18 protein-coding genes, 1 tRNA gene and 4 pseudogenes are annotated in these 25792 nt (G+C 52.7%); 10 read left to right on the forward strand and 13 right to left on the reverse strand.

Features of this window, described 5'->3' with window-relative positions; translation table 11 throughout:
* Positions 1-63 precede the first annotated feature (63 nt).
* The 4 genes from pheS to ACTHYN_RS07530 are packed head-to-tail and all read left to right on the forward strand — an operon-like array spanning position 64 to position 4147.
* Positions 64-1062: a phenylalanine--tRNA ligase subunit alpha gene (gene pheS, locus ACTHYN_RS07515; RefSeq protein WP_441811841.1), complete on the forward strand. Its 999-nt coding sequence runs from the start codon at positions 64-66 to the stop codon at positions 1060-1062.
* A gap of 60 nt (positions 1063-1122) precedes the next feature.
* Complete coding sequence (gene pheT / locus ACTHYN_RS07520; RefSeq protein WP_441811842.1) at positions 1123-3495, forward strand: phenylalanine--tRNA ligase subunit beta; 2373 nt, start codon at positions 1123-1125, stop codon at positions 3493-3495.
* Between the two features lie 3 nt (positions 3496-3498).
* Positions 3499-3801 carry an integration host factor subunit alpha gene (ihfA, locus tag ACTHYN_RS07525; protein ID WP_071264800.1) on the forward strand — a complete coding sequence of 101 codons (303 nt, stop codon included), beginning with the start codon at positions 3499-3501 and terminating at the stop codon, positions 3799-3801.
* Positions 3782-4147, forward strand: coding sequence for a MerR family transcriptional regulator (locus ACTHYN_RS07530; RefSeq protein ID WP_441811843.1), 366 nt, complete (start codon positions 3782-3784; stop codon positions 4145-4147). Before ihfA ends, ACTHYN_RS07530 begins: the two co-directional genes overlap by 20 nt.
* A gap of 4 nt (positions 4148-4151) precedes the next feature.
* Here the strand turns inward: ACTHYN_RS07530 and ACTHYN_RS07535 are convergent, their stop codons facing one another.
* On the reverse strand, positions 4152-4355 hold the full coding sequence (locus ACTHYN_RS07535) for a hypothetical protein (protein WP_441811844.1): 204 nt from the start codon (positions 4353-4355) through the stop codon (positions 4152-4154).
* 14 nt (positions 4356-4369) lie between these two features.
* On the opposite strand from ACTHYN_RS07535, the gene ACTHYN_RS07540 reads away from it, so the two are divergent.
* Positions 4370-8935 carry a CheR family methyltransferase gene (locus ACTHYN_RS07540; protein ID WP_441811845.1) on the forward strand — a complete coding sequence of 1522 codons (4566 nt, stop codon included), beginning with the start codon at positions 4370-4372 and terminating at the stop codon, positions 8933-8935.
* 85 nt (positions 8936-9020) lie between these two features.
* On the opposite strand, the gene ACTHYN_RS07545 is transcribed toward ACTHYN_RS07540, so the two are convergent.
* From ACTHYN_RS07545 to ACTHYN_RS07555, 3 genes and pseudogenes are all read right to left on the reverse strand, one after another.
* On the reverse strand, positions 9021-10454 hold the full coding sequence (locus ACTHYN_RS07545) for an aldehyde dehydrogenase family protein (protein ID WP_441811865.1): 1434 nt from the start codon (positions 10452-10454) through the stop codon (positions 9021-9023).
* Positions 10455-10481: 27 nt separating this feature from the next.
* A pseudogene (locus ACTHYN_RS07550) lies at positions 10482-11738 on the reverse strand (heavy metal sensor histidine kinase); the annotation flags it as partial.
* A gap of 125 nt (positions 11739-11863) precedes the next feature.
* The gene (locus ACTHYN_RS07555; RefSeq protein WP_441811846.1) at positions 11864-12544 is read right to left on the reverse strand and encodes a heavy metal response regulator transcription factor; all 681 of its coding nucleotides are present in this window, start codon (positions 12542-12544) and stop codon (positions 11864-11866) included.
* A gap of 138 nt (positions 12545-12682) precedes the next feature.
* On the opposite strand from ACTHYN_RS07555, the pseudogene ACTHYN_RS07560 reads away from it, so the two are divergent.
* The 4 genes and pseudogenes from ACTHYN_RS07560 to ACTHYN_RS07575 form a co-directional block, all read left to right on the forward strand.
* Positions 12683-12817: pseudogene (locus ACTHYN_RS07560) on the forward strand (heme-binding protein); the annotation flags it as partial.
* A gap of 21 nt (positions 12818-12838) precedes the next feature.
* Positions 12839-13249, forward strand: a complete 411-nt coding sequence (gene uraH / locus ACTHYN_RS07565) for a hydroxyisourate hydrolase (RefSeq protein WP_441811847.1) — start codon at positions 12839-12841, stop codon at positions 13247-13249.
* Between the two features lie 99 nt (positions 13250-13348).
* Positions 13349-13864, forward strand: a pseudogene (locus ACTHYN_RS07570) (PAS domain-containing protein); the annotation flags it as partial.
* 117 nt (positions 13865-13981) lie between these two features.
* Positions 13982-14416 (forward strand): annotated as a pseudogene (locus ACTHYN_RS07575) (methyl-accepting chemotaxis protein); the annotation flags it as partial.
* A gap of 19 nt (positions 14417-14435) precedes the next feature.
* On the opposite strand, the gene ACTHYN_RS07580 reads toward ACTHYN_RS07575, so the two are convergent.
* From ACTHYN_RS07580 to ACTHYN_RS07605, 6 genes are all read right to left on the reverse strand, one after another.
* A complete protein-coding gene (locus tag ACTHYN_RS07580) occupies positions 14436-15584 on the reverse strand; it encodes a sulfate/molybdate ABC transporter ATP-binding protein (RefSeq protein WP_441811848.1) in 1149 nt (382 codons plus the stop codon).
* Positions 15584-16453: a sulfate ABC transporter permease subunit CysW gene (gene cysW, locus ACTHYN_RS07585; RefSeq protein WP_441811849.1), complete on the reverse strand. Its 870-nt coding sequence runs from the start codon at positions 16451-16453 to the stop codon at positions 15584-15586. Before cysW ends, ACTHYN_RS07580 begins: the two co-directional genes overlap by 1 nt.
* Before the next feature lie 4 nt (positions 16454-16457).
* Positions 16458-17339: a sulfate/thiosulfate ABC transporter permease CysT gene (gene cysT / locus ACTHYN_RS07590; RefSeq protein ID WP_441811850.1), complete on the reverse strand. Its 882-nt coding sequence runs from the start codon at positions 17337-17339 to the stop codon at positions 16458-16460.
* A gap of 3 nt (positions 17340-17342) precedes the next feature.
* Positions 17343-18356, reverse strand: coding sequence for a thiosulfate ABC transporter substrate-binding protein CysP (cysP, locus tag ACTHYN_RS07595; RefSeq protein ID WP_441811851.1), 1014 nt, complete (start codon positions 18354-18356; stop codon positions 17343-17345).
* Positions 18357-18671: 315 nt separating this feature from the next.
* Positions 18672-18748: transfer RNA gene (locus ACTHYN_RS07600), tRNA-Pro, on the reverse strand.
* Positions 18749-18898: 150 nt separating this feature from the next.
* On the reverse strand, positions 18899-20542 hold the full coding sequence (locus ACTHYN_RS07605; protein WP_441811852.1) for an FMN-binding glutamate synthase family protein: 1644 nt from the start codon (positions 20540-20542) through the stop codon (positions 18899-18901).
* A gap of 270 nt (positions 20543-20812) precedes the next feature.
* Between ACTHYN_RS07605 and ACTHYN_RS07610 the strand changes: the two genes are divergently transcribed.
* Positions 20813-22405: a BCCT family transporter gene (locus ACTHYN_RS07610; RefSeq protein WP_441811853.1), complete on the forward strand. Its 1593-nt coding sequence runs from the start codon at positions 20813-20815 to the stop codon at positions 22403-22405.
* 100 nt (positions 22406-22505) lie between these two features.
* Here the strand turns inward: ACTHYN_RS07610 and ACTHYN_RS07615 are convergent, their stop codons facing one another.
* From ACTHYN_RS07615 to ACTHYN_RS07625, 3 genes are read right to left on the reverse strand one after another with little or no spacing between them, the layout of a single operon-like run.
* Positions 22506-23453, reverse strand: a complete 948-nt coding sequence (locus ACTHYN_RS07615) for an alpha-L-glutamate ligase-like protein (protein ID WP_441811854.1) — start codon at positions 23451-23453, stop codon at positions 22506-22508.
* A gap of 1 nt (position 23454) precedes the next feature.
* The gene (locus ACTHYN_RS07620) at positions 23455-24972 is read right to left on the reverse strand and encodes an inactive transglutaminase family protein (protein ID WP_441811855.1); all 1518 of its coding nucleotides are present in this window, start codon (positions 24970-24972) and stop codon (positions 23455-23457) included.
* Positions 24969-25769 (reverse strand): ATP-dependent zinc protease family protein, encoded by an 801-nt coding sequence (locus ACTHYN_RS07625; protein WP_441811856.1) that lies wholly within the window; start codon positions 25767-25769, stop codon positions 24969-24971. Before ACTHYN_RS07625 ends, ACTHYN_RS07620 begins: the two co-directional genes overlap by 4 nt.
* Positions 25770-25792 lie beyond the last annotated feature (23 nt).

Raw genomic sequence — 25792 nt, forward strand, 5'->3', positions numbered from 1 at the left:
CCCCTATTTTTGTTTAAAGATTTCATTTTTTGAAATCCCCACTTCTGGTTTGGAGCAGGATCAATGGAAAACCTGGAGCAACTGGTTCAGGACGGTTTAACGGCAGTCGAAAAAGCCGACAGCTTGCAGGCGCTTGATCAAATTCGTGTGGAATACCTGGGCAAGAAAGGCGCTATTACCCAGCAGGCAAAAACCCTGGGTAAACTCTCTGCAGAAGAGCGCCCTGCCGCCGGCCAGAAGATTAATGAGGCAAAAGGACAGGTTGAGCAGGCAATTAATGCCAAACGGAACGACCTGGAGCGCATTGCCATTGAGCAAAAACTCGCCAGTGAGTCCATTGATGTAAGCTTACCAGGCCGTGGTCAGGATCTTGGCGGCTTGCACCCGGTTACCCGTACGCTGCAACGCATTGAAGAGTTCTTTTCCCGCGCGGGTTATACCGTAGAGCAAGGGCCGGAAATTGAGGACGATTACCACAACTTTGAAGCACTTAATATTCCGGGTCATCACCCAGCCCGGGCTATGCACGATACGTTCTATTTTAATCCGGGCACGTTGCTGCGCACTCATACCTCGCCCGTTCAGATTCGCACCATGGAAGCCGCAAAGCCGCCATTTCGTATGATTTGTCCAGGGCGCGTGTATCGCTGTGATTCTGACATGACCCATACCCCTATGTTTCACCAGATTGAGGGGTTACTGGTTGAGAAGAATGTGAGCTTTGCGGATTTGAAAAGCACGGTTGAAGAGTTCCTTCGGGTGTTTTTTGAACGCGACCTTCAAGTACGTTTCCGCCCATCTTATTTCCCGTTTACCGAACCCTCGGCCGAGGTGGATATCGAGTGGGGGCGTGAGGCCGATGGCAGTATCAAGTGGCTGGAAATTATGGGGTGCGGCATGGTTCACCCAAAGGTGTTTGGATACTGCGGTATTGATGCCGAAGAGTATCGCGGCTTTGCATTCGGCATGGGCGCCGAACGCTTGGCCATGCTCCGATATGGCGTAAACGATCTGCGTATGTTTTTCGAGAACGACCTGCGCTTTTTACGCCAGTTTCGTTAACACGACGTTTCACGGCATCCGAATCAACAGTCGAAACCGCATCAGGACAAGGCAATAACCATGAAATTCAGTGAGCAGTGGCTGCGCGAGTGGGTTAACCCGAACATCAATTCTCAGGAATTAATGGATCAAATTACAATGGCCGGGCTGGAGGTTGATGGCTTCGAGCCGGTGGCTGGCAAGTTTCAGGGAGTCGTGGTTGGCGAGGTTCAGTCCGTTGAAGCCCACCCGGATGCCGACAAGCTGAGAGTATGTCAGGTTAATGATGGCAGTCAGATTGTCCAGGTTGTGTGTGGTGCGCCCAATGTTCGTGAAGGTCTCAAGGTGCCTTTTGCTGTGGTGGGTGCAGTGCTTCCAGGCGATTTCAAAATTCGTGCGGCCAAGCTACGAGGCCAGCCGTCTGAAGGTATGCTGTGTTCTGAATCCGAGCTGGGTTTATCAGACAGCCACGAAGGCCTGATGGAACTGCCTGCTGAAGCGCCGGTTGGTTCCGCGCTGACCGACTATTTGAAGCTGAATGATGTTGCTATTGATGTAGATCTGACTCCCAACCGGAGCGATTGCCTGTCTATTAAAGGTATCGCCCGCGAAGTGGGTGTTCTGAACAGTATGGTGCCAAATGTGCCGCAAATTGATCCTGTTGAGGCCGTGCACTCAGAAGTACCTGAAATCCGTGTGGATGCACCTGAGGGTTGCCCCCGTTATCTTGGGCGCATACTGCGCAACGTGAATTTGCAGGCTGAAACGCCTCTGTGGATGCAAGAAAAACTTCGCCGCTCCGGTGTTCGGTCGATTGATGCTGCAGTGGATGTCACTAACTACGTAATGTTGGAACAGGGCCAGCCCATGCATGCCTTTGATCGCGATGAGATCAGCACCGGCATTATCGTGCGCATGGCCAAACCGGCAGAGACATTGGTGCTACTGGATGGCCAGGAAGTTGAACTGACAGACAAAACGCTAGTGATTGCCGATCACGAAAAGCCCATCGCCATCGCGGGTATTATGGGGGGCGAGCATTCAGGTGTGAGTGTGAAAACCCGTGATCTGGTACTCGAGTCTGCCTATTTTGAACCCATCTCTCTTGCGGGCAAGGCTCGCCACTACGGGCTTCATACCGATGCGTCCCACCGCTTTGAGCGTGGTGTGGATTACAAGCTTGCCCGGGTAGCCATGGAACGCGCTACAAAACTACTGATGGACATTGTAGGCGGCGAACCTGGTGAAATCGTTGAGGTTGCCAGTGCCGAACACTTGCCAAAAGAGTGCTCTATAGACCTGCGCTCAAAGCGTCTCGCGGATGTGTTGGGCTTGGAAATCGACCGCACCACGGTTGAGGAAATCCTGACCCGGCTCGGTTTGCGTGTTGATAAGCTGCTTAAAGATGGCTGGCGAATCCTTGTACCTAGTTTTCGCCCCGATATCTCGATCGAAGAAGATCTGATTGAAGAGGTAGGGCGCATCTATGGTTACAACAACTTGCCGGTTACCGAGCCAACAGGTTCCCTGGGGCTCAGATTAAATGAGGAAGCCACACGGCCGTTGTCGGCTATACAGAACTATTTTGTGTCCCGGGGCTACCAGGAAGCGATTACTTACAGTTTTGTGGATCCGAAAATACAGGCACAAGTAGATCCGGAGCGTGAAGGGATCGCCTTGGCGAATCCTATTTCCGCAGACTTGTCTGTTATGCGAACCAGTCTTTGGAGCGGCCTGCTGAAGACCGTTGCCCACAACCAGAACCGGCAACAACCACGCATCCGCTTATTCGAAACAGGCCTGCGTTTTTTGCAGGAAGATCAGCATATCGATCAACAACCTATGCTCGCAGGCGTCGTTGTTGGGCCACAAACCCCTGAAAACTGGGTGAATGGTCGCAGAACTGCAGATTTCTTTGACGTAAAAGGGGAGCTGGAAGGGCTCTTCAGTTTGCTGGGCGTTGAGATCGGGTTTCTCGGCAGCAGGCACCCTGCGCTGCACCCCGGCCAGACAGCCGAGCTCATGCGAGATGGTGAACATGTGGGGTGGTTGGGCACGCTGCACCCGCAAGTACAGAAAAATCTTGAACTTAATGGCACGATCCTGATGTTTGAGCTATCCTTGAATTCGATCGTTACCGGATATGTGCCTAATTTCAAAGATATTTCAAAATTCCCGGAAGTTCGCCGGGATCTGGCTATTATTATTGGTGACGGTGTCGCGTTTGCCGACGTAGAGCGTGTAACTCGAAAACACGCCGGGGAGCGCCTGACTGCGTTGCGTGCGTTTGATGTCTATGAAGGTGAAAGTCTGGGTGAGGGCAATCGAAGCCTGGCACTCAGCCTGTTCTGGCAGCATCCTGAGCGTACGTTGAATGAAGACGAAGTGCATTCGCTCTTCACCGGTGTCATTGACGCACTGAGGGATGAGCTGGAGGCAACACTAAGGAGTTGAGAGATGGCGGCTTTGACGAAAGCGGAAATGGCAGAGCGCTTGTATGAGGAATTGGGCCTGAACAAACGCGAAGCCAAGGAAATGGTGGAAGCTTTCTTCGATGAAATCAGAGGCGCACTCAGCCACAATGAACAGGTAAAATTATCGGGTTTCGGCAATTTTGATCTGCGAGATAAAAAGCAGCGTCCGGGGCGAAACCCAAAAACTGGCGAAGAGATTCCGATAAGCGCAAGACGCGTTGTTACGTTTCGCCCGGGACAGAAACTGAAGCAAAAAGTAGAAGCGTATGTTGGAACCCAGTCATAACAACGAACTCCCTGCGATACCAGGGAAACGCTACTTCACAATAGGTGAGGTCGCAGAGCTGTGTGCCGTTAAAGCGCACGTTTTGCGTTATTGGGAGCAGGAGTTCCCGCAGCTGTCGCCGGTAAAGCGCCGGGGTAATCGTCGTTATTACCAGCGTGCCGATGTGATTACTATTCGACAAATACGCAGTTTGCTGTACGAGCAGGGTTACACCATTGGTGGTGCCAAGCAAAAACTCAGCAGCCATGAAGTGAAAGACGACACCACGCAATACAAACAGCTTATCCGGCAGATGATTGTTGAGCTGGAAGACGTTCTTGAGGCGCTAAACACACCGGTGCGCTAGGCTGTCAGGCCACAGTCACAACAAAAACTGAGGGCTTGCCTTCGGTTTTTTTTGCTTTGATGAAAGCCGAATACTTCCTGAAGTTAATTAGACGAGAGTAGCTTTTTGTAGCAGAATCGCCCCAACCCATTGATTCATTAGCGGTCGGCGTATTGTAAGAGTGTGCCCGGACACTACCACCGCCCGCCAAGGCAATAAACGAATCCATTAACGGAACCTGCTATGACTGCCAGTACCCATGCTCGCCCCCTCATGGTTGGTGTTGCGGCTTCTGCGGGAGGGCTTGAGGCGCTAACGCATTTGCTTCGTCACCTGGACCCCTCTGCCCCCCTGTCTCTTATTATTGCCCAGCATTTGTCACCTGATCATGAGAGTATGCTAACCACGTTACTCTCCCGGGAGAGTAAGATACCGGTTGAGAGCGCCAGGAATAACACCACCATTAAAGTGGGCCATGCCTATGTTATTCCGCCGGGTCATAACGCCGGTGTGCTGAATGGGTTGATTCGGTTAGAAGCCACGGCCCAGCATGGTGTTCCCAAACCCTCCGCGAACGAGCTGTTCGTATCACTTGCGGAAGCCTATGAGGGGCGCTCAGCAGGTGTCGTGCTTTCCGGAACGGGCAGCGATGGTTCGCAGGGCTGCAGGGTGATCAAAGCCCACGAGGGCTTCACTCTGGCCCAGGTTCCTTCCGAAGCCAAATACGATGGCATGCCCCTCTCGGCAATTGAAACTGCGTGTGTAGACAGAGTGCTACCCGTTAAAGATATAGCGAAGCATCTGCTGCGGCTGGCAGAGCGAAAAGAACCGCTCGAGTATACAGCACCACAAGCGCCCCAACGGCAGACTCTCGGCCGTATCCTTGATCTGCTTTCGAAGCAGTCCGGCGTTGATTTTTCCGAGTACAAGGACAACACCCTGCACCGTCGTGTTCAAAGGCGAATGGTAGCCACGGATACGTCGAGTTGGTTTGAATATGAGAGCTTTGTACAGCAGAACCCGGAGGAATTGCAGCAACTTTATCAGGATATGCTTATATCGGTAACAGCCTTCTTCCGCGATGGCGAAGCCTTTGAAGAGCTTGCACAAACCCTCCAGTCCATCGTCGATAACAAATCAAAGGGCGATGAGATCCGAATCTGGGTGGCAGGCTGCGCCACCGGTGAAGAGGCATACTCCATTGCCATATTGCTGCACGAAACGCTCGGCGGCGCCATATTTGATTACAATATCCAGATTTTTGCGACTGATATCGACATGCAGGCGCTCACCCTTGCCCGCCGGGGGCGGTACGAGTCGGTATCGGTGAAAGACCTTTCCAAGGAAAGGATTAGCAAATATTTTACGCCAACGAACGATGGCTGCCAGGTTAAAAAACATCTTCGGGAAATGGTCGTGTTTGCCAGGCAGAATCTGGTCGGTGATCCGGCTTTCCTGCATGTTGATCTGATCAGTTGCCGCAATGTTCTTATTTATATGAAGCCGGATTTACAAAAGCAGGTGCAGGCTACCTTTCATTACGCGCTGCGACCTGGCGGACTTTTATTTCTCGGGAAATCCGAATCACTGCCCGGGAACGAGTTGTTTGAAGCCTCGTCGACGGATAGCCGGGTATTTGTTCGTCAAAACGCTGTCGGCACAGAAGTCTATCGGCGTTACAAACCAAGTAACCACTCGTTTAAAGCCCGGGAATCTGCGGTGCCGCCCAAAAACACCGGTAATACCGAAACGCTGGATGACAGGGTGTTTCGCGCGATTTCCCGACATGTGATGGATAAGGCGTTCGTGATTGATGAAATCATGGACATCAAATTCATTTACGGCGATTTGAACGAAATCACGCAAATCAGTAAGGGTAAAGCCAGCCTCAATATTCAGAACATAGTTCATAAAAATCTGCAGGTGGAACTCAAAAGCCTCTTGTTCAAAGCTCGAAAGAGCAAAGCCGTCCAGAAATCGCGGCCAATTGCACATAATGAGCACCTGATTTATTTCGAAGTGGTGCCTCTGGCAGAAAACAGTGACAAAGACGCTCTTTATCTGGTTCGGTACGATGTTGCTGAGTTAAAAGAGGAGGCTGTCGCAGGCGGCGGCGAGGAATCGGAAGGTCGGGTAGAGCAGCTTCAGCTGGAAGTAACCGGTATGCGGGAGCACCTGCAAACTGTCATTGAGGAGCTGGAGACCTCAAACGAAGAGCTGCAGGCAGTCAACGAAGAGCTGCAGTCTGCTAATGAAGAGCTTCAGTCAACCAATGAAGAGTTGGAGACGTCAAACGAGGAGCTGCAATCGACCAACGAGGAACTCACCACAGTTAACGAGGAAGTTCAGTTTAAAGTCAACGAGATCGCCGACCTGAATTATGATCTGAAAAACCTTCAGCGAAGCTTGCCGCACCCGCTTTTGGCGCTGGATAAAAACTTGCAAATTGCGCATTACAACCCCGCCGCCACTGACATTTTTGCGTTTGACGATGAGAGCGTTGGAAAACCGGTAGAGCAGTTGTCTACGAAGCTTGACCTCCCAAACCTGCGCCTGCTCATCGGTCGGGCGTTCGAAAGCCAAAAGCCGGAATTTATCCAGATCAAGGGGGAGGAGCGTTACTACCAGCTTTCTGTGAACAGCTATCGCAATGACGAAGGCCAGCTCAATGGCGTTATTTTGCTGTTTTGGGACAACACCGAGCTTCTGAAAACCTACGATTCACTGGAGCAGGCGTTGCGCGATAACTCACTGCAGGCGCGTGCAATGGAAGCTGCTGAACAGGGGATTATTATTGCAGATGCCCAGACCGATGACATGCCTGTCCTTTACGTTAACCGTGCTTTCACCGAAATGAGCGGTTACGCCTCGCAGGAAGCCAGGGGGCTCAATTGCCGGTTTCTGCAGGGCCCTGACACCGACCCTCGTGCCGTCGGGAGCATCAGGCGCTCCATTCAGGCACAGACCAGTTGTCGTGAACTCGTACTGAACTATAAAAAAGACGGTACGCCGTTCTGGAACCGGTTGAGTCTGGCGCCGGTTATGAGCAAGGGAAAGTTGACGCACTATATCGGTATTCAGAGCGATGTCTCGGATCTGGTCCACCGGCAGAAACAGATGGCGCTTGCCGAGGCGGTCTTCAACAACACTCATGAGAAAATTGCCGTATTTGATGACGACAGAAAACTGGTTTTTCTGAACCGGGCGTTTTCTGCCTCGCTCTCTGTCACCACGGAGAACGAGGAGTTTGAGTTGGAGCGCATCTTCCATCCAATCTCACCTGAGATCACTCTGGAGGCAATTTGGCGTGTTGCTGAGCGAACGGGCAAGTGGCGGGGAGAGCTTGAATTCGTTCATGGTGATGTAGTTGAGCCTCTGTACGTCTCCATTAATCGTTTGTATGACGAGTTGGATCGTTCTGTTCGCTGGGTCTTCGTGTGTAATGATATTGCCGAGCTCAAAGTGCGTGAAGAGAAACTTCACAGGCTGGCGATGTACGATGAGCTTACCGGGCTTCCGAATCGGGCGCATCTGAATGTTCATTTGCAGGACGTGGTGAGCCGGCACGAGCGTTCCGGCAGCCGGTTTGGGCTGCTATTTCTTGATATCGACAAGTTCAAGCGTATTAATGATTCCCTGGGGCATGCTGTAGGCGACGCCATCCTGAAATATTTCTCGAAAACACTGGAATCGCTGATTCGGGAGTTCGATTTCTTTGCTAGAATCAGTGGCGACGAATTCGTGGTGATCATGGAGGAGTTGGAGGAAGTCGAGTTTGCACAGAAATTTGCCAAACGCATTCTTGAAAGCCTGAAGAGTCCCATCGAGATTGCCGGGGAGCGGTTGTTTATATCGTCGAGTATCGGCATTGCAATCTATCCGGAAGATGGTGAACGGGAAGATTTATTGCTTCGCAATGCGGATATCGCGATGTATCGCGCCAAGCAAACGGGGCGCGCCAAGTTCAGTCTGGTCGATCCCAAAAGCAGCGACGAACTACTGGAGCAGTTACGCATAGAGTATGAGTTAAGAACGACCTTGCAAAATGGCATCGAGAATGGCCTTCACCTCGTTTTTCAACCGTATTTCCGAAATGGAAATGGGGGCGAGTTGTTAGGCGTTGAAGCGCTTATTCGCTGGGACCATCCGGAGCTTGGTTTTTTGAAGCCAAGACCCATTCTGAGGGCAGCGGAAATCGCCCACCTTCAGGAAAGCCTCGATCGTTGGGTAATGCTGCAGACAATAGAGCAGCGGGCCAAGTGGGTGCAACAGGATGAGCAGATGGCGAATCTGCAGATATCGATCAATATCCATCCCGAAAATCTGCCAAAACTTCATGACCCAGAATCTAAATTGCACAGCGTTCTGGAAAACTACGAAAACATGGAATGGTTAACTCTGGAAGTAACTGAGGATGCTCTTCTGGATCGAACGCCTGAATTGGACAAGTCGCTGTCTTACCTGGATTCGAAGTCCATCAGGCTGGCCATTGATGACTTTGGTGCAGGCTACTCAAATTTCAGCTACCTGACTGAAATCGGTTACGTATCGAAGGTGAAACTTGATGCCAAACTACTGGAGGAGATAGAAAACAATCCGGATAAGCGTGAAAAGACTGCGGCCCTGATCCACATGCTGCAGTCTATGGGCTTTGAGACAGTTGCCGAAGGCATCGAAACCCGTGATGCGCAGGAGGTCCTTAATGAGACGTCCTGCAGTGCTTTGCAGGGGTTCTACCTGAGCAAACCCGTTAACGAATCGGCGGTGCTGGCGATGAGTGTGGTGAATCACTCGGATGCTACAGCCTGAGGGGCGATGCACTTCGGCAACCGGCACAAATGAAAACCGACCGAAGCGACGGCGTCAGTCGCTTCGGTCGGTCTTCTGACCTTCTTTACCAGTCGCTGACCGATTTGACCTCCAGAAATTCCTCCAGGCCCCAGACACCGCCTTCCCGGCTGCCATTACCCGATTGCTTGAAGCCGCCAAACGGAAAACCCGCCGATCCGGATTTGCCGTTAACTTCCACCATGCCGGATTTGACCTGTCTCGCAAGCCTGCGAGCTCTGTCTTTATCGGCGGTCTGAATGTAGTTGGTCAGGCCATAAAGAGTATCGTTGGCAAGTTCAACAGCTTCCTCTTCTGTTTCAAAAGGGGTGATGGCCAGTACGGGACCGAAAATTTCTTCGCTCCAGATTGTCATGCCGGGCGTTACATCCGAAAAAACTGTCGGTTTCACAAAATAACCATTTTCAACCCCGTCTGGTCGTCCTTCACCACCGGCCATCAGCGTAGCGCCTTCTTCTATACCCTGTTTGATCAGCCCCTGAACCTTCTGGAATTGCTGCTCTGAGACGACAGGGCCAATGTGACGGCCTTCATTTTCGGCAGGGCCCACCTCGGTTTTGCTGGCGATCAGTGCAGCCGTTTCCACCGCCTGTGCGTATATGGATTTTTCCACCAGCATGCGGGTGGGCGCGTTGCAGGATTGGCCGGAGTTAGCGAAACAGTGGCGCACGCCACGGGTCACGGCTTTCTCATCAGCATCTGCAAAAATAATGTTGGCGCCTTTGCCGCCCAGCTCCAGGCCGACCCGCTTCACGGTATCCGCTGCGGCGATGGTGATGGCCTTGCCGGCACGGGTAGAGCCGGTGAAACTTACAAGATCAATATCCGGATGGCTGGAGAGCTGCGAGCCAACACCGGCTCCATCGCCGTTCACCAGGTTGAACACGCCCTCCGGGAAGCCAGCGCTGTCAATCATCTCCGCCAACAGCATGGCCGATAGGGGCGAAATTTCCGAGGGTTTGAGTACCACCGTGCACCCGGCTGCCAAAGCGGCAGGCACCTTCAGCATGATCTGGTTCATCGGCCAGTTCCACGGGGTGATCAGTGCACAGACGCCCATAGGCTCATGCAGAATGATATTGTCTGGCGCATGGTCGCCCAGCGGGTGCTCAAAGGTGAAGGATTTCAGAGCACGAATTGTGTTCTTCAGGTTTGCGGCACCGGCTCCCACTTGTGCCGATTTAGCCAGATCAATGGGCGCGCCCATTTCCTGGCTTATGGTTTGTGCCATCTCGTCTGCACGCGCCTTGTAGGTCTCGAACAGGCGCTCCAGCAGTTCCAAACGCTGCTCTTTAGTGGTGGCCGACCAGGCTGGCAAAGCTTTTTTTGCGGCGCTAACAGCATTATCCGTATCGGCTTGAGAGCCTAGTGTTATGTTGCAGAACCCTTTTTCATCAGAAGGGTTAATAACCTCTAGCTTTTGGGTTCCCGCAGGCGTTACCCACTCCCCGTTAATATAAAACTTGGTTGAATCCATAATGGCTCAGCTCTTGGTTAGAAATTCAGTTCATGGTAACAGATTCGCAGCTTGTTCAGTTTGAGCCGGAAAAGTGAGTGAGACGTTCACCCCATCCTGTAAATTGCCCACCTTCGCGCTCCCGCCATGACCTTTCATTATTGAAGCCACAATAGCTAAACCGAGCCCACCTGTTTCATGTGAATTATGGCGGGCTGGGTCGCAGCGATAGAATCGGTCGAAGAGGCGAGGGATATGGGCCGCCTCTATGTGCTCGCCCGAGTTAAATATGTTTAGAACTACTGAACCGGCATCGTGATGGCAGGAGATCCTGATAATGCCACCCTCTTGTGTGTGCCGCAGGGCGTTATCAAGTAAATTTGCCAGGGCTCGCTGTAACAGATCAGGGGCTGCGTAAAGCACACCGGTGCTGTCGTTTTTCAGCGATATCGAGCGTTCTTCCGCGATGTCTGCGAAATAATCGAACAGCCCTGCAACCCTGGAGCTGATCGACACCTGTTCCAGTTGGATACTGGTTTTTGCCTGCTCTGCGCGCGCAAGAAACAGCATGCTGTTGATCATCCTTGATAACCGTTCATGCTCCTCCAGATTCGAAAGCACCAGCGTTTCGTAATCTTCCATAGTACGAGGCCTGCAGAGGCACTGCTGGCTTTGGCCAATAAGAGTGTTCAGCGGCGTACGCATTTCGTGGGCAAGGTCTTCTGAAAACCGGGATAACTCGGTAAAGCCAGCCTCAAGCCGGGCGATCATCTCGTTGAGTCGGTCGGTAAGTTGCTTGAGCTCTGGGTATTGGTTGACCTGATCGAGGCGTTTATCGAGGTTGCTAACGCGGATGCGGGCCACGTTGTCAGACAGCCGCCGCACCGGCCTGAGCCCGACCCTGCTGATCAACCAGCCCAAGCTGGCACTAGTGCCAGCAGCCAGAAAGAGCGCCCACCAAAGTGTTGAGCGATAACCTGCCAGCATATGATTTCGCTCGGTGAGAGTTTTGCCGGCAACCAGTGTTAATTTCTGGTTCCCGATATTCGCCTGATAGCTGGCGAGCCTGTAGCTGGCTTCATCCTGTCCGGTCGTAAAGTTGATGGATTCATGGTCGGCGGGCGGGGGTACAGGCAAGCCAGGCGGATTGATTTCTATCAGTACCTTGGCATTTTTATCCAGTACCCAAAGTACGTTTTCAGTGTTACCAAGCATGTTGGCATAAAGCTGTGGCATGGTTTGTAGTTTTGAAACAGTACCTGCGTTGGTCAGGAGTGACTCCATGCGATCCAGCCGGCCTGCCAGCGTTTGATCATCACGTCAGGTGAGTCCTTTTTCCAGTGAGGCGTAGAGAAAAAAACCAATCAGGCCGAGGGTAATAATGCTGGTTAGGGCAAACATCAGAGCCAATCGCTGGCTGAGTGAGAATCGCATTACGTTTCTTGCTCCGCTTCCAGCACATAGCCCATACCCCGCACCGTTTGAATCAGTTTTACCGGGTACCCGTCATCAACTTTTGCTCGTAAGCGGCGGATGGCGACATCGACTACCTTGGTGTCACTGTCGAAGTTCATATCCCATATCTGTGTTGCGATATCGCCGCGAGAGAGCACTTCACCTTGATGGGTGAGCAAAAGGTGCATCAGGGAAAATTCACGGCTAGTCAGTGTAATAGACTGTCCGTCTCGAGAGACTTTTCGACTTTTCAGATCAAAATCAAGATCAGCCACGGTGAATCGGTTGAGTTCACGTGTGGCGGTTCCTCGCCGTAATAGTGATCGCACCCTTGCTAACAACTCGGCATAGGAAAACGGTTTAACGAGGTAGTCGTCGCCGCCGGATTCCAGGCCGCGAACTCTGTCCTCTACAGAATCCCGGGCGGTGAGAAACAGCACCGGCGCGCCTGAACGCTCCCTGAGAATTTCGAGCAATTGCCAGCCACTCAAGTGCGGCAACATGATGTCGAGAATAACCAGATCAAAACGGTCTTCTTCAATCGAGTGCCGGGCATCCAAACCGTTGTTGGCTACCTCCACCAAAAACCCCGATTCGGTGAGCCCTTTGCGTAAATATTCTGCAGCTTTCACTTCGTCCTCAACAACAAGAATACGCATTATCCGGGTTTCTCTGGCTCTGTGTTTCGAATGGATAGAGGTTGGCAGGTTGCTGAAATTTTGTGCGCTTTTCAATGAACAATTTGTAATAAAGTTGCAAACATTCTGTTCCTGTTGAGTAGCTACGATAGCTGTACATTATTGTTATTAGGTGGCGGCGTCCCCGTTCGTATAGATGGTGAAGTGATTGGTGCCATAGGCGTGGCCGGTGCTGGTGGTTCAGCGATCGATGAAGGCTGTGCTCTCGCGGCCCTTGAAACTTTAAACAAATAAATTGCTAATCAGGAGAAGAAGATGAGCGTTAAAAAATCGATTGTTGCAGGTTTGATTCTCGCTGGTTCGTCCAGTTTCGCAATGGCGGCCGATAACCCCCTCAGTGTGCACGTGCTGAATATCCAGAATGGTCTTCCTTCACCAAACGTTACCGTAACGCTTGAGCGCAAAGAGGGTGACAAATGGGTTGATCTGAGCGAGGCAGTAACCAACGATAAGGGCCGGATCAGTGCACTTTATCCTGAGGGAGAAAGCTTGGTAAATGGCACTTATCGTGTCGTGTTCGAAACCGGTGAATGGTTTGAGAAGCAGGATACGTCTTCGTTTTTTCCGGAAATCCCGGTGGTATTCACTATGGACGGAACGCTCGAGCACTATCACGTACCATTGCTGCTTAGCCCGTATGGGTTTTCTACCTATCGCGGTAATTAAGACCTTTAGCGTTTGAAGTGTCGTTTTAACAAGCTGTACTTGGGTGGTAGCCGTCGCGTTATTGACGGTGCCACCCTTTTTTTTCAATAAAGCAAGCAAATGTTTACGGCGATCCGAACGGGAAGTCACTGGCACGGAGCGTTGCCATTCAGGGCCAAGAGCGGTGCTCATATTTGGTACCGGGCAATTGTTCAGCCGAAAAGCCGGCTCGATCATGAGCCAGCTGAACTAGCCGTATACTCCAAAGAGCTCACTAGAACCATATCAAAGTCCCGGGAGCATCAGGACTTGTTGACGGCTCTGGATAGATCATTGGCCATTATTGAATTCAGCTTGAATGGCACAATCCTGAATGCGAATGATAACTTTCTTAAAAGTGTGAATTACACAAAAAGCCAAATAATTGGTAAGCACCATCGAATTTTTTGTGAGCCTGAAGAAGCAGCCTCCCAGGCCTATGTGGATTTTTGGCAGACCCTGGCATCCGGGGAGTACGTCTCTGACAGGTTTAAGCGTATAGATAGCAATGGGCATGTTGTGTGGCTTGAGGCCAGTTATAATCCAGTGCATGACGACGAAGGCGAACTCTACAAGGTGGTTAAGTTTGCGACGGTCATAACCAGGCAGATGAATCGCGAGCTAGAGGTGCGGCAGACCGCTGAGACCGCCTACGATATCTCCCAACAAACCGACAAAGACGCAACAGATGGGTTTGCGGTTATTGAATCCATGGTACAAATCATGGATAAGCTGGCAGAGGAAATGAACAGTGCCAGCGAAGGGATTGTGGCCCTGGATGCGCAGTCTGCCAAGGTCTTCGAGCTGGTAGAGACCATACGGGGAATTGCCGACCAAACCAACTTGCTTGCTCTTAATGCCGCAATTGAGGCAGCCCGGGCAGGGGAACAAGGCCGGGGTTTTGCGGTGGTGGCGGATGAAGTTCGCCAGCTGGCCTCTCGCACCAGTATAGCCACCACGCAAATTGTAGACGTGGTTTCTCAGAACAAAAAGCTTACTGAAGAAGCCGTAACCTTGATTGAAGGAAGTCAGGCCCAGGCAAATAAAGCCTTAGTGCTGTCTAACGATGCCGGCAAAGTGATGAATGTGATTCAAGCCAGTGCACGGCAAGTGGTTGATGCTGTTAGCCAGTTCAAGGGTCGGTTATAAACGGGCCCTTATCTGCGCGCTAAGCTGATGTATTGTTGATCAGACGCATCCGCGGTACCGATTCTGAACTTGCCCAGTCAATTGTTTCCGGCTGTGAATCTTTACCGTTGAACAAGTGGCCAATTTCTGGCACGGCGTAGCGTAAATCGCCACGGGCGGGACGCTGGTGATTGAACTCAGAGTGACTGATGCCAACTTCCCAAATGGTGTCCGTGCTTTCGTTTTGCCAGCCTTCCGGGCGCAACTCAACACGGACTTCTGAGCCAATCAGGCTCACCGCCTCAATTCGCAGGGGCAGGTGGGCGTGGGCCGTTGGTGCACTGGCCAGCTGCACTTCGTGTGGCCGCAAGTAAAGTTGAGCGTTGCCCTGATGCTCGCTGCCAGGGACCGTCACCCAGGCGTTGCCCTGGCTCAGTCGGCCTTGTTGCAGCTCGCCCGACAATACGTTTACCTGCCCGAGAAAATCAAACACAAATCGGCTGCCTGGGCGGGCGTACAGCTCGGTAGGTTCATTTACCTGCTCAACATTGCCTTGGCTCATAACGACCACCTGATCAGACAGTTCCAGCGCTTCCTCCTGATCGTGGGTTACGAAAATGCTGGTGAAGTGGAACTCATCGTGCAGACTGCGCAGCCAGCGCCGCAGGTCTTTGCGCACCCTGGCATCCAGCGCACCAAAGGGTTCATCCAGCAACAGAATCTTTGGCCGCGTGGCAATGGCGCGGGCCAGGGCCACACGCTGCTTTTGGCCACCGGACAGTTGCGCCGGGAAGCGCTGCGACAGGTGTGGCAGCTGGATCATCTCCAGCAATTCATTCACCCGCGTTTGAATTTCTGCCTTGGGCGGGCGCTGCTTGCGCGGCAGGGAATCCAGCCCGAAGGCAATGTTCTGGGCCACTGTCATGTGGCGGAACAGGGCGTAGTGCTGGAATACAAAACCGATGTTGCGGTCGCGCACATGCAGGCCGGTAACATCTTGCCCGGAAAAGCAAATGCGCCCGCTGTCAGAAGACTCCAGCCCGGCAATAATGCGCAACAGGGTTGTCTTGCCCGAGCCGGAAGGCCCCAGCAAGGCCGTGAGCTTGCCCTCAGGGATGTCCAGAGACACATTGTTCAGCGCCTGGTACTTGCCAAAACGCTTGTTGATAGAGTCAACAGTAATGCTCATTATACGGTCTCCTGTGATTGCAGGCGGTGCATAACCCGGGCCTGACGCCATTCCACAAAGCCTTTGGCTGCCAGCGTGAACACGGCGATGCCGGCCAGCAGTGAGGCGCTGGCAAAGGCGCCCACAATGTTGTAATCCTGGTACAGCAGTTCCACGTGCAGGGGCAGGGTGTTGGTTTGCCCGCGAATATTGCCGGACACCACCGATACAGCACCGAATTCACCCACTGCCCGGGCGTTGGTCAGCACCACGCCGTAAATCAGTGCCCACTTGATGTTGGGCAGGGTAATGGTGCGGAAGATTCGCCAGCCTGAGGCACCCAGTACCACGCCGGCTTCCTCTTCCTCGCTGCCTTGTTGCTGCATCAGCGGGATCAGTTCGCGGGCCACAAACGGGCAGGTCACAAACACGGTCACCATGACAATGCCGGGCCAGGAAAACATCAGTTGTACGTCGTAGTCTGCAAGCCAACTGCCAATCCAGCCGTTGCGGCCGTACAGCAGCAGGTACAGCAAACCGGCCACAACCGGCGACACGGCAAACGGAATATCAATCAGCGTGATCAGTAACTTGCGGCCGGGAAAACGAAAGCGCGTGACCAGCCAGGCCAGGGCGGTGCCAAACACCAGATTAAGGGGCACGGTGAGTGCGGCCACAAACAGCGTTAACCCTATGGCATGCCAGGTGTATTGATCCAGCAGGTTGTCGGCCAGAGTGCCCCAGCCGGCACCCAGGGCTTCCACAAAAATCACCAGCAACGGCATGATCAGCAGGATCATGGTGATGGCGATGGCGGTGCCGATGAGCAACCACTTGATAACCGGGCTGTCACCAACGCGGCGATGCTGAGATGACGGGGCGGTGCGCATTGAGCTAGCGTCCTTCTACGCGTTTGAGGTAACGGGCCTGCCACAGGGTAATGGCGAACAGCATCAGCAACGACACCAGCAGAATCACTGAGGCAATGGCGCTGGCCGCGGCGTAATCGAATTCCTGCAGACGGACAAAAATCATCAGGCTGGTTACTTCGCTGACATAGGGCATATTGCCGGCGATAAAAATAACGGCACCAAACTCACCCAGGCTGCGAGTAAACGACAGCGCCACACCGGTAAGCAAGGCTGGCCACAATGCGGGAAAGATCACCCGGCGGAATACGTTGCCGTCGCTGGCCCCCAGGCTAACGGCGGCTTCCTCGTCCTCCGGCGCCAGTTCTTCCAGAACCGGCTGCACCGTGCGCACCACAAACGGCAGGCTGGTAAAAGCCATGGCCACCACGATACCCACCGGGGTAAAGGCAACTTCAATACCCAGCTTGCTCAGCCACTGCCCGTACCAGCCATTGGCGGCAAACAGCGTGGCCAGGGTAATACCGGCCACCGCCGTGGGCAGGGCGAACGGCAAATCCACCACCGCATCAATCAGCCGCTTGCCGGGGAACTCATAGCGCACCAGCACCCAGGCCAGCAGCAACCCGAAGGCGCCGTTGAACAGGGACGCCGCCAACGCCGCCAGAGCTGTCACTTTATAGGAGGCGACTACCCGCGGATCGGTGACTACGAACCAGAATTCGTTGAAGCTCATGGCGGATACTTCAACCATCAGCCCGGTCAACGGCAGCAGCAAAATAAGGCTGATGAAGAAAAGCGAAATACCGAGGCTCAGACCGAACCCCGGCAGTACCCGCTTGCTGCGGGTTTGACGCTTTAGCCAGCGCTGGGGAATCGCCGCGCTGGCCTGGTTCGCCGTGGACATGGCCTACCGCCGACGTTGCAGTTGGTCGAGCTTGCCGCCACTGGCAAAGTGTTCTTTGGTGGCGTTTGTCCAGCTACCGGCAATGGCATCGATGGGAAGCAGCTTCACTTCAGGAAAACGGTCCGAGGTTTCCTGCTTTACCGTCTCGTTGTGAACCCGATAGTTAAAGCCGGCCAGCAGGCGCTGGGCGTCTTCACTGTACAGGTGCTTCAGATAGGCTTTGGCCAGGTCCTCGGTGTTGTTCTGCTTAACGTATTCATCGACCCAGGTCACGGGAAACTCGGCCAAAAAGCTCACCTTGGGGGTAACCACTTCATACTCACCATTTTCATAGCGGTCGGCCAGGTTCAGCACTTCTGATTCAAAGGTGAGCAGTACATCACCAATTTCACGCTCGATAAACGTGGTGGTGGCGCCACGGCCGCCGCTGTCGAAGACTTTTACATGGCCGAGAAAGTCCTGCAGATACTCGTCGATTTTCTGCTGGTCATCGCCAAAGCGTTCCTGGGCGTAACCCAGAGCCGCCAGATACGTATAGCGGCCATTGCCGGAGGTTTTCGGGTTGGGCATCACCAGGGCAACGTCTTCTTTGATCAGGTCGTCCCAGTTTTCAATGTTTTTCGGATTACCCTTGCGCACCAGAAACGACATGGTGGAGTAATAGGGTGAGCTGTTGTTGGGCAGGCGTTCAGCCCAGTTTTCCGGAATCAGCCCGCCACGGGTGTGCAGAATATCCAGGTCGGTTACCTGGTTGAAGGTGGCTACATCGGCCTTCAAGCCCTGAATAATGGCCTGTGCCTGCTTTGAAGAACCCGCGTGAGACTGGCTGACCTCAAGGGTTTCGCCGGTTTCCTGCTCCCAGTATTCGGTAAAATGCACGTTGTAGGCAGCGAACACTTCCCGGGCGACGTCATAGGATGTATTGAGAAGTTCGCGGTCAGCGGCTACCACCGGTTGTGCGAATACTGAGGCGCTAAGCGCAAGGCCAGTGACCAGGCCTTTCAAGTTACTTGGCATGACATTCCTCTGAAACGATGTATTGAGTGGCAGCTAATATAACAAAATCTTCTTAAGGCTTGAAGGAATATAAGATAACTTATTAATTCGTTTTAAGAATAAGTAGAAGGAGGTGAGAGAGTTGAGAATTTCAGGAGGTTGGGAGCTGGCAGGTCGCACAGAAATTAGGTAACGGAGTTGCCAGCGAGGGCATTCGGGATGCTCTAAAACTAGCTGCCAGCAAATAGAGATTTTGGTTTTATATTGATTATTTTTGATTCTGCCCAAAACAAAAAAGCCAGATCACTCGTAAGTGTCTGGCTTAATTGAGGTATTTGGTCGGGACGGTAGGATTTGAACCTACGACCCCTTGCACCCCATGCAAGTGCGCTACCAAGCTGCGCTACGCCCCGATTCGCTAATGACCGTATTCCTGAAGCAGGAGTTTTCCGGTGTGTGCCATTGAAACTTAAAGGAGTAATCTCAGTGGCTTAGCGGGAGCGAAGTCTACACTAGCCTAAAGTAAAAATAAACAGACTTTGTGGGTTTCGCTTTCTTTTTGTTCATCGGAGCTTGGTTTCTCTGAGTTGTTTGACGAACGCTGGCGGTTCAAAGGTGTCCGATTTGGATTCGGCCCAGTATTTGTCGAAAACGGCCAAGCCCGTTTTGCCCTCAAGCAACGCGCCGGGTGCCAGGAATGGGAACAGATCAATGTACGAGTGCACTTCTGTTTTCGATACCCGGCGCACTATGTGCTCCGGCCCCAGCTCGCCGGGGTGGCGTAAGCCTGATGCCTCCAGCAGGTTCTGCAGGGCGTCCAGGGTGTTTCTGTGGAAGTTGTATACCCTCTTGCTTTTATCTTCTACATCCAGCTTGCTGCTTCTTTTGGGGTCTTGGGTTGCAACACCACTTGGGCAGCGACCCGTGTGGCAGTTGAGGGCTTGAATACAGCCCAGCGAGAACATGTAACCGCGGGCCGAGTTGCACCAGTCGGCGCCCAGGGCCAGGGTGCGGGCAATATTGAAAGCCGAGGTGATTTTGCCTGCTGCGCCAATAGAGATGTCTTCTCTAAGATTGGTGCCCACCAATGTGTTATGCACCAGAAGCAGGGCTTCTGTCATGGGCGTGCCAATACGGTTGATAAACTCCAATGGTGCGGCCCCGGTGCCACCTTCGCCTCCATCTATCACAATGAAGTCTGGCTTGCGGCCGGTTTCAAGCATTGCTTTAACAATAGCGAACCACTCCCATGGGTGGCCGATAGCGAGCTTGAAACCTACGGGTTTGCCCCCGGACAGATCACGGAGCTGGTCCAGGAATTCAAGCATCTCGATGGGTGTTGAAAAGGCGGAATGCTGAGCGGGCGAAATACAATCTTCACCTACAGATACGCCCCGGGCCTCGGCAATTTCCGGCGTTACTTTGGCGCCAGGGAGGATGCCGCCATGGCCGGGCTTAGCTCCTTGAGATAGTTTGACCTCTATCATTTTAACCTGGTCGAGCGTGGCGTTTTTCTCGAACATCTGAGGGCTGAATGAGCCGTCTTTATTGCGGCAGCCAAAGTAGCCAGACCCAATCTCCCAAACCAAATCGCCACCGGGTTGTCTGTGGTAGCGAGATATAGAGCCTTCGCCGGTATCGTGATAGAAGTTGCCGGTTTTTGCGCCAGTATTCAGGCTTAGAATCGCGTTGGCCGAAAGCGAGCCAAAACTCATGGCAGAGATATTGAAAACACTCGCGCTATAAGGCTTGGCACAACGAGGGCCAATATGAACGCGAAAATTACTATCGGCAATATTGGACGGCGTCAGCGAGTGATTGATCCACTCAAAACCCTCGTCGTACATTTTGAGCTGTGAGCCAAAAGGGCGCTTATCCAGCACGTTTTTGGCGCGCTGGTAAATAATGGTGCGCTGGTCTCGGGAAAACGGCTGTTCGTCGTTATCAGATTGAATAAAATACTGACGAATCTCAGGGCCTATGGATTCAAACAGATAGCGAAAATGCACCATAATCGGATAGTTACGGCTGATGGTGTGTCTGGTTTGCAGTATGTCGTAGGTGCCAAGTAAAGCCAAAGCGCCGAATATGGCGGGTATTAAATACCAGGATTCGTAGCTCAGACTAAGCGCCAGTGAGGCAGTAAAGCCGACAACACTAATAACGTAGGCCGAGTAACGCATCGGGAAAGTGGTAGTTTTCTCCATGAATATCTCGCTTTACTTCGTGAGAGCGGTGAGTGACAAGCATTTTTGCGTTGGTGCCCAGTATATAGATACGGCGCCTGACTGCTATCCGATTGATTGCACTTTCCACTATCCGTGGCTCTACTTTGGTCTATGCTTGACTCGATTGGTTGAGGTTTTCAGGCTTTTGATGTTTTGAACTCAAAACATTAGTATGGCGCGCCTGTAACATTTGAACCTCAGATCATTAAATATTTCGATACTAAATTCAGAACTAGGAGGCGCCAACACGTGGGCGACATAGTTAAAGACGAGTATCAAACAGATTATGTAGCCGGCCAGGACAATATCAAACCGTTCGGGCTGGATCTGCACGCACCGGTATTTCCGGTCACTGCAATATTGGTGATCCTGTTTGTTGTAGGAACACTAATGTACCCGGAAGCCGCCAAAAGTTTACTGGATGGTGCCAAGAACGACATCATCGCAAGCTTTGATTGGTTCTTTCTGTTAAGCGCCAACCTCTTTGTTATCGTGTGTATTGCGCTAATTTTCATGCCGGTGGGTAAGATTCGCCTGGGCGGCATGGACTCGAAACCCGAGTTTTCTACTATCTCCTGGTTTGCGATGCTTTTCGCGGCAGGCATGGGTATTGGCCTGATGTTTTGGGCGGTAGCAGAGCCTGTGGCAAACTACACCGGCTGGTCTGGAACGCCTTTTAATGTGCCCGCCAATACGCCCGAAGCACGCGAACTTGCCATGGGCGGTACCATGTATCACTGGGGGCTTCACCCTTGGGCGGTCTACTCAATAGTCGCTCTATCGTTGGCGTTCTTTGCTTTTAACAAAAACATGCCGCTGACTATCCGCTCGGCTTTTTTCCCTTTGTTGAAGGACAAAGTATGGGGCTGGCCTGGCCACATTATTGATATCCTCGCCGTGGTTGCGACGATTTTTGGCTTGGCGACGTCTCTCGGGTTTGGCGCTCAGCAAGCGGCTTCTGGCCTGCATTATTTGTTTGGCTGGGGGTCTGGTATTAATGTCCAGATGGCCATTATCGTGGGTGTGACGGCTGTTGCACTTATGTCAGTGCTGCGTGGCCTGGATGGCGGCGTTAAGATACTGAGTAACCTCAACATGTCGCTTGCTGGCATTCTGCTGTTTTTCGTAATTTTTGCCGGCCCAACCATGAGCCTTCTTGAAAACTTTTGGGTGACGGTATCCAGTTACGTGACTAACGTTGTGCCACTGAGTAACCCGTTTGGCCGTGAGGACGACGTATGGTTCCATGGTTGGACGGTGTTCTATTGGGCGTGGTGGATTTCCTGGTCACCGTTCGTTGGTATGTTTATCGCGCGGGTTTCCAGGGGCCGGACAGTTCGGGAGTTTGTAACGGCAGTTCTGCTGATTCCCACGGTTATAACCGCGGTGTGGATGAGTTCGTTTGGTGGCGCGGCGTTAGAGCAGCTTGATCAAGGTGTAGGTGCACTCGCCAGTGATGGTATTACCGAAGTGTCTCTCGCGATGTTCCAGATGTTTGCAAACCTGCCGCTTACAAGCATTTTGTCGTTTGTGGGGATTGTATTGGTACTGGTGTTCTTCATTACCTCGTCAGATTCCGGGTCCCTGGTTGTAGACAGTATTACTGCCGGCGGCAAAACCGATGCGCCAACCTCTCAGCGTGTGTTCTGGGTGGTCATGGAAGGTGCGATAGCGGCTGCGTTAATCTTTGGTGGTGGCTCCGATGCTCTGGGTGCGATCCAGGCAATCGCTGTTAGTGCAGGGCTGCCATTTACGTTGATTTTGCTGATCATGACTTGGGGCTTGCTGAAAGGCCTGACCCACGAGCGGAAGCTGCTTATCTCCAGAGGTGAGATGACGTAAAGTAGCTACGCATAAAAAAACCGGACTTTGTTCCGGTTTTTTTATGCGCTAAAAGTAGAGCAAGGCAGTAATCATCAAGATGAATACAACGTCGCGCGCTTTACAAACGGGCGAAGGTTTCCATCGCGTAGTTAGCTCGCTCCAAGGGGGTAAAGTGAGGACGCTTCAGGCTTTCAACGGCCCCCAGTCTTGGTAGCAAGCCACGTCCGTTGGCCATTTGAATTGCCAGGCCTGGCCGGGCATTGAGTTCAAGCAGCAAGGGGCCTTCGTGGGCGTCTACCACCAGGTCTACGCCCATATAGCCAAGGCCCGTTGCTTCATAGCAGCGAGAAGCCATTTCCAGCATTTCATCCCAGGCATCAATCTGGATATTCCCCAGAGGCAGTCCGGTATCCGGATGAAGTGTGATAGGCCGGTTGAACTGCACGGCATTCAGGCTTTTCCCTGTGCCAATATCCAGGCCTACGCCCACCGCTCCCTGGTGAAGGTTCGCTTTGCCATCAGATGCCGCCGTTGCAAGTCTCAGCATGGCCATAATCGGATAGCCCTGGAATACGACGATGCGAATGTCGGGCACGCCCTGGTGAGAATAACGGGCCAGTGAAGGCTCGGACTCCACCAGGTTTTCAACGATCGCCACATCGGGTGCGCCCGCAAGGGAGTAAAGCCCGGCCAGAATGTTGGTCAGGTGTCGCTCCAATACAGGTGCGCCCACGCGGGCGCCAGAGGCTTTCACAAAGTGATCACCGTCCCGGCCGGTGATCACGGTAATGCCTTTGCCACCCGAGCCCTTTGCAGGTTTGATGGCAAAGCCGGCCAGGTCTGCAGCCATTTCCCGAAAGCGGGAGATCTCGTGCTGTTGTTTCACTACCTGCAATAGCTTTGGCGCTTTTACGTCGTACTCGGCAACAGCCAGCTTGGTTTTAAGCTTGTTGTCCACCAACGGGTACGACGAGCGCTCGTTATAGCGCGCTATGTAGTCCACATTACGCCGGTTCATGTTCAACATGCCAAGGCGCTTCAGTGAGCGTGGAGATATCCAGTCCATATCAGTCGTAGGCCTTCATTGGCGTGAAGCGTTTAAGCTCGGTGAGCTTGTAGCCGGTGTATTGGCCCATCAAAAGAATCAGTCCCAGAACAGCGAAGTGCAGTTCGGGGAAGTTGAACGTCAGGTGGCCCGCCAGGGGTGCACTCATCAGCAAATAGGCACAGATGGCAACAAACAAACTGCCGGATCCCTGAATCAGGACTTCCTTGCCACTTTCTTCTTCCCAGAGAATGGACATGCGCTCAATGGTCCAGGCGATGATGACCATGGGGAAGAAGGTGACAGTCATACCCGTGTTGAAACCCATCTGGTAGCCAAACACGCTCAAGCCGGCGGTAATGAAGATTACCAGAATGATTAACGCTGATATCCGGGAAACCAGCAGCAGGTTCAAACTGGAGAGATATCCGCGCATTAACAAGCCAATGGAAACCACCGATAAAAACGCCACAAGCCCTGGTACCAATGTGGTTTGCACAAAGGCAACCGCAATCAACACCGGCATAAAGGTGCCCGACGTTCGAATGCCAATCACGATGCGCATAAACGCAACCACAAGCGCTCCCAGCGGTAACAGCAAAAGCATGCGAAACATACTCTGTTCTTCAATAGGGAGTTCGTAGAAGCTCAAAAAGCCAAGGCCGTTGCTATCGGCCTGCATGGCAGATAGCTGAAGCGCCGGTATGGTTTGCCGAAGCATTGAGAAGCTGACTTGGGAATTGCCGCCGCCTACTACGTCTAGCAGAGACTCCGAGCCTTGACGCCATAGTAGTATGTCCTCCGGAATGCCCTGAGCGGCGGTTCTGGGGTTGAGCGTTAACCATCGCTCGCCGTTGTATATCTGCAGAAACGCTGTCAGTTGCTGGCGTCGGCGGGCATCTTCCAGCTTTAGGCCGTCGGCGGTTCTTGCCGGGATCCCGGAGTGATTGAGCATGTTAACCAGCAGTGGCAAATAGTTATCTTCAGAAACCAGCAGGGTGGTGTTCTGCACTCGAGTATCCGGTTGCATCAGCCGGATGAGCTCCCGGGTCATGCTTTCCGGCGTGCTGGAACGTGCTTTGGCCTGGGCCAGAATCTCCCGTACCGCGGTTGCCTGGGGTTCTTCCCAGAACAGCTTTTGGGTTTCGGGCTTTTGGGCGGGTGGCGCAGATTCTGCGCCGGGATCCGGTAGGAACTGGGCCTTGAAATATAGGGTTTGTGGGCCAGCCGCCTCACGCTTGGTCCATTCAGCCCGGCGGCTGCCGGCGCTATCTATAATGGTGAAGCCAAAACCTGGTGATGCAGCCTGCTCTGTTAAAATCAGAAATCCAGGTGGCTGCTCGGGAACATTCAGGCTGGCAACGACCGGGTCGTTGCTGCCATCAAAATCAACTCGGGCTTCTACCATCCAAACAGGTCGCTGCTCCCCGGTTAACCATGGAATTCCCAGCTCAATGTGCCGCCATGTTGCGAGTGAGATGCCTGCAGCAATTAACAGGAAAACGGCAATATAAAACGGTAGGCGGGAGGGACTGTTCACTTTGATTTCCCGTTGATATCGGTGCGAATGGATTCTGGTAATTCGGTAGCGTATTCCTTGCCAACATCAACGAGCATGACATCCCTGAGCACATTGCGGCCTACAAGTGCCTGGTAGGTCAGGTTGCTGCGATTCGCCAAGGTAAACTCTGCCACTTGCTGGTGATCGCCAATAGTGAACTGAAGCTCTACAACCACGCGCCGCTCTGCTTCGTCAGTGCTGGACTGAATGACTTTCACGCGCCGTGAAATTTCTTTTTCAAGGGTCACAAAGTCTTCTGTGTTTGGCATGGGTACGTCAAAGCGTACCCAGTTATTGCCGTCGCGTTCGAAACGAGTAATGTTGCGTGCGTCGATGGAGGAAGTTTCCGCTCCGCTATCAATTCTGGCTTTATAAACCAGGCCCGGGCCAGCAAGGTAAAAATTCTCAACCTCACCCACCACAACTTTTCCTTTAAGCCGGTCGGCTCTGCCCTTTTCATTTTTGGTGGCGGGGCAAGCTTTCTGAGCTGGTACAGGGGGGCAGGAGGGTTTCTCAACCTGGGTTGCGATAGCTTCCAGCACCTTCTGTGTGGCGTTTTCGTTATGCCTCAAATACAGGTCTTGGCGAATTGTTGCATTGTTCTCCATGGTCACCAACGTGGCGCGCTGGCTTTGAACCGAAGTGTTTAAATCGCTAAGGTCGGATTTGGGAACCATGAAATACTTGTCTGTCGAACACCCCGTCAGCAGCACTGTGCCTGCTATAACAATAATGGAGAGCCTCGATAGACCAGCTCGAATTCGTTTGGAACGCATGAAAAACCCCTGAGCCGGTTGCC

It is taken from the genome of Marinobacter sp., assembly GCF_052091845.1.
In the GTDB taxonomy this organism is placed as follows: domain Bacteria; phylum Pseudomonadota; class Gammaproteobacteria; order Pseudomonadales; family Oleiphilaceae; genus Marinobacter.

What these genes read in the sequence shown, in the direction of transcription:
- pheS (WP_441811841.1), top strand. Translation starts at nt 64, where the DNA reads ATGGAAAACCTGGAGCAACTGGTTCAGGACGGTTTAACGGCAGTCGAA.
- pheT (WP_441811842.1), top strand. Translation starts at nt 1,123, where the DNA reads ATGAAATTCAGTGAGCAGTGGCTGCGCGAGTGGGTTAACCCGAACATC.
- ihfA (WP_071264800.1), top strand. Translation starts at nt 3,499, where the DNA reads ATGGCGGCTTTGACGAAAGCGGAAATGGCAGAGCGCTTGTATGAGGAA.
- ACTHYN_RS07530 (WP_441811843.1), top strand. Translation starts at nt 3,782, where the DNA reads ATGTTGGAACCCAGTCATAACAACGAACTCCCTGCGATACCAGGGAAA.
- ACTHYN_RS07535 (WP_441811844.1), bottom strand. Translation starts at nt 4,355, where the DNA reads ATGGATTCGTTTATTGCCTTGGCGGGCGGTGGTAGTGTCCGGGCACAC.
- ACTHYN_RS07540 (WP_441811845.1), top strand. Translation starts at nt 4,370, where the DNA reads ATGACTGCCAGTACCCATGCTCGCCCCCTCATGGTTGGTGTTGCGGCT.
- ACTHYN_RS07555 (WP_441811846.1), bottom strand. Translation starts at nt 12,544, where the DNA reads ATGCGTATTCTTGTTGTTGAGGACGAAGTGAAAGCTGCAGAATATTTA.
- uraH (WP_441811847.1), top strand. Translation starts at nt 12,839, where the DNA reads ATGAGCGTTAAAAAATCGATTGTTGCAGGTTTGATTCTCGCTGGTTCG.
- ACTHYN_RS07580 (WP_441811848.1), bottom strand. Translation starts at nt 15,584, where the DNA reads ATGAGCATTACTGTTGACTCTATCAACAAGCGTTTTGGCAAGTACCAG.
- cysW (WP_441811849.1), bottom strand. Translation starts at nt 16,453, where the DNA reads ATGCGCACCGCCCCGTCATCTCAGCATCGCCGCGTTGGTGACAGCCCG.
- cysT (WP_441811850.1), bottom strand. Translation starts at nt 17,339, where the DNA reads ATGTCCACGGCGAACCAGGCCAGCGCGGCGATTCCCCAGCGCTGGCTA.
- cysP (WP_441811851.1), bottom strand. Translation starts at nt 18,356, where the DNA reads ATGCCAAGTAACTTGAAAGGCCTGGTCACTGGCCTTGCGCTTAGCGCC.
- ACTHYN_RS07605 (WP_441811852.1), bottom strand. Translation starts at nt 20,542, where the DNA reads ATGGAGAAAACTACCACTTTCCCGATGCGTTACTCGGCCTACGTTATT.
- ACTHYN_RS07615 (WP_441811854.1), bottom strand. Translation starts at nt 23,453, where the DNA reads ATGGACTGGATATCTCCACGCTCACTGAAGCGCCTTGGCATGTTGAAC.
- ACTHYN_RS07625 (WP_441811856.1), bottom strand. Translation starts at nt 25,769, where the DNA reads ATGCGTTCCAAACGAATTCGAGCTGGTCTATCGAGGCTCTCCATTATT.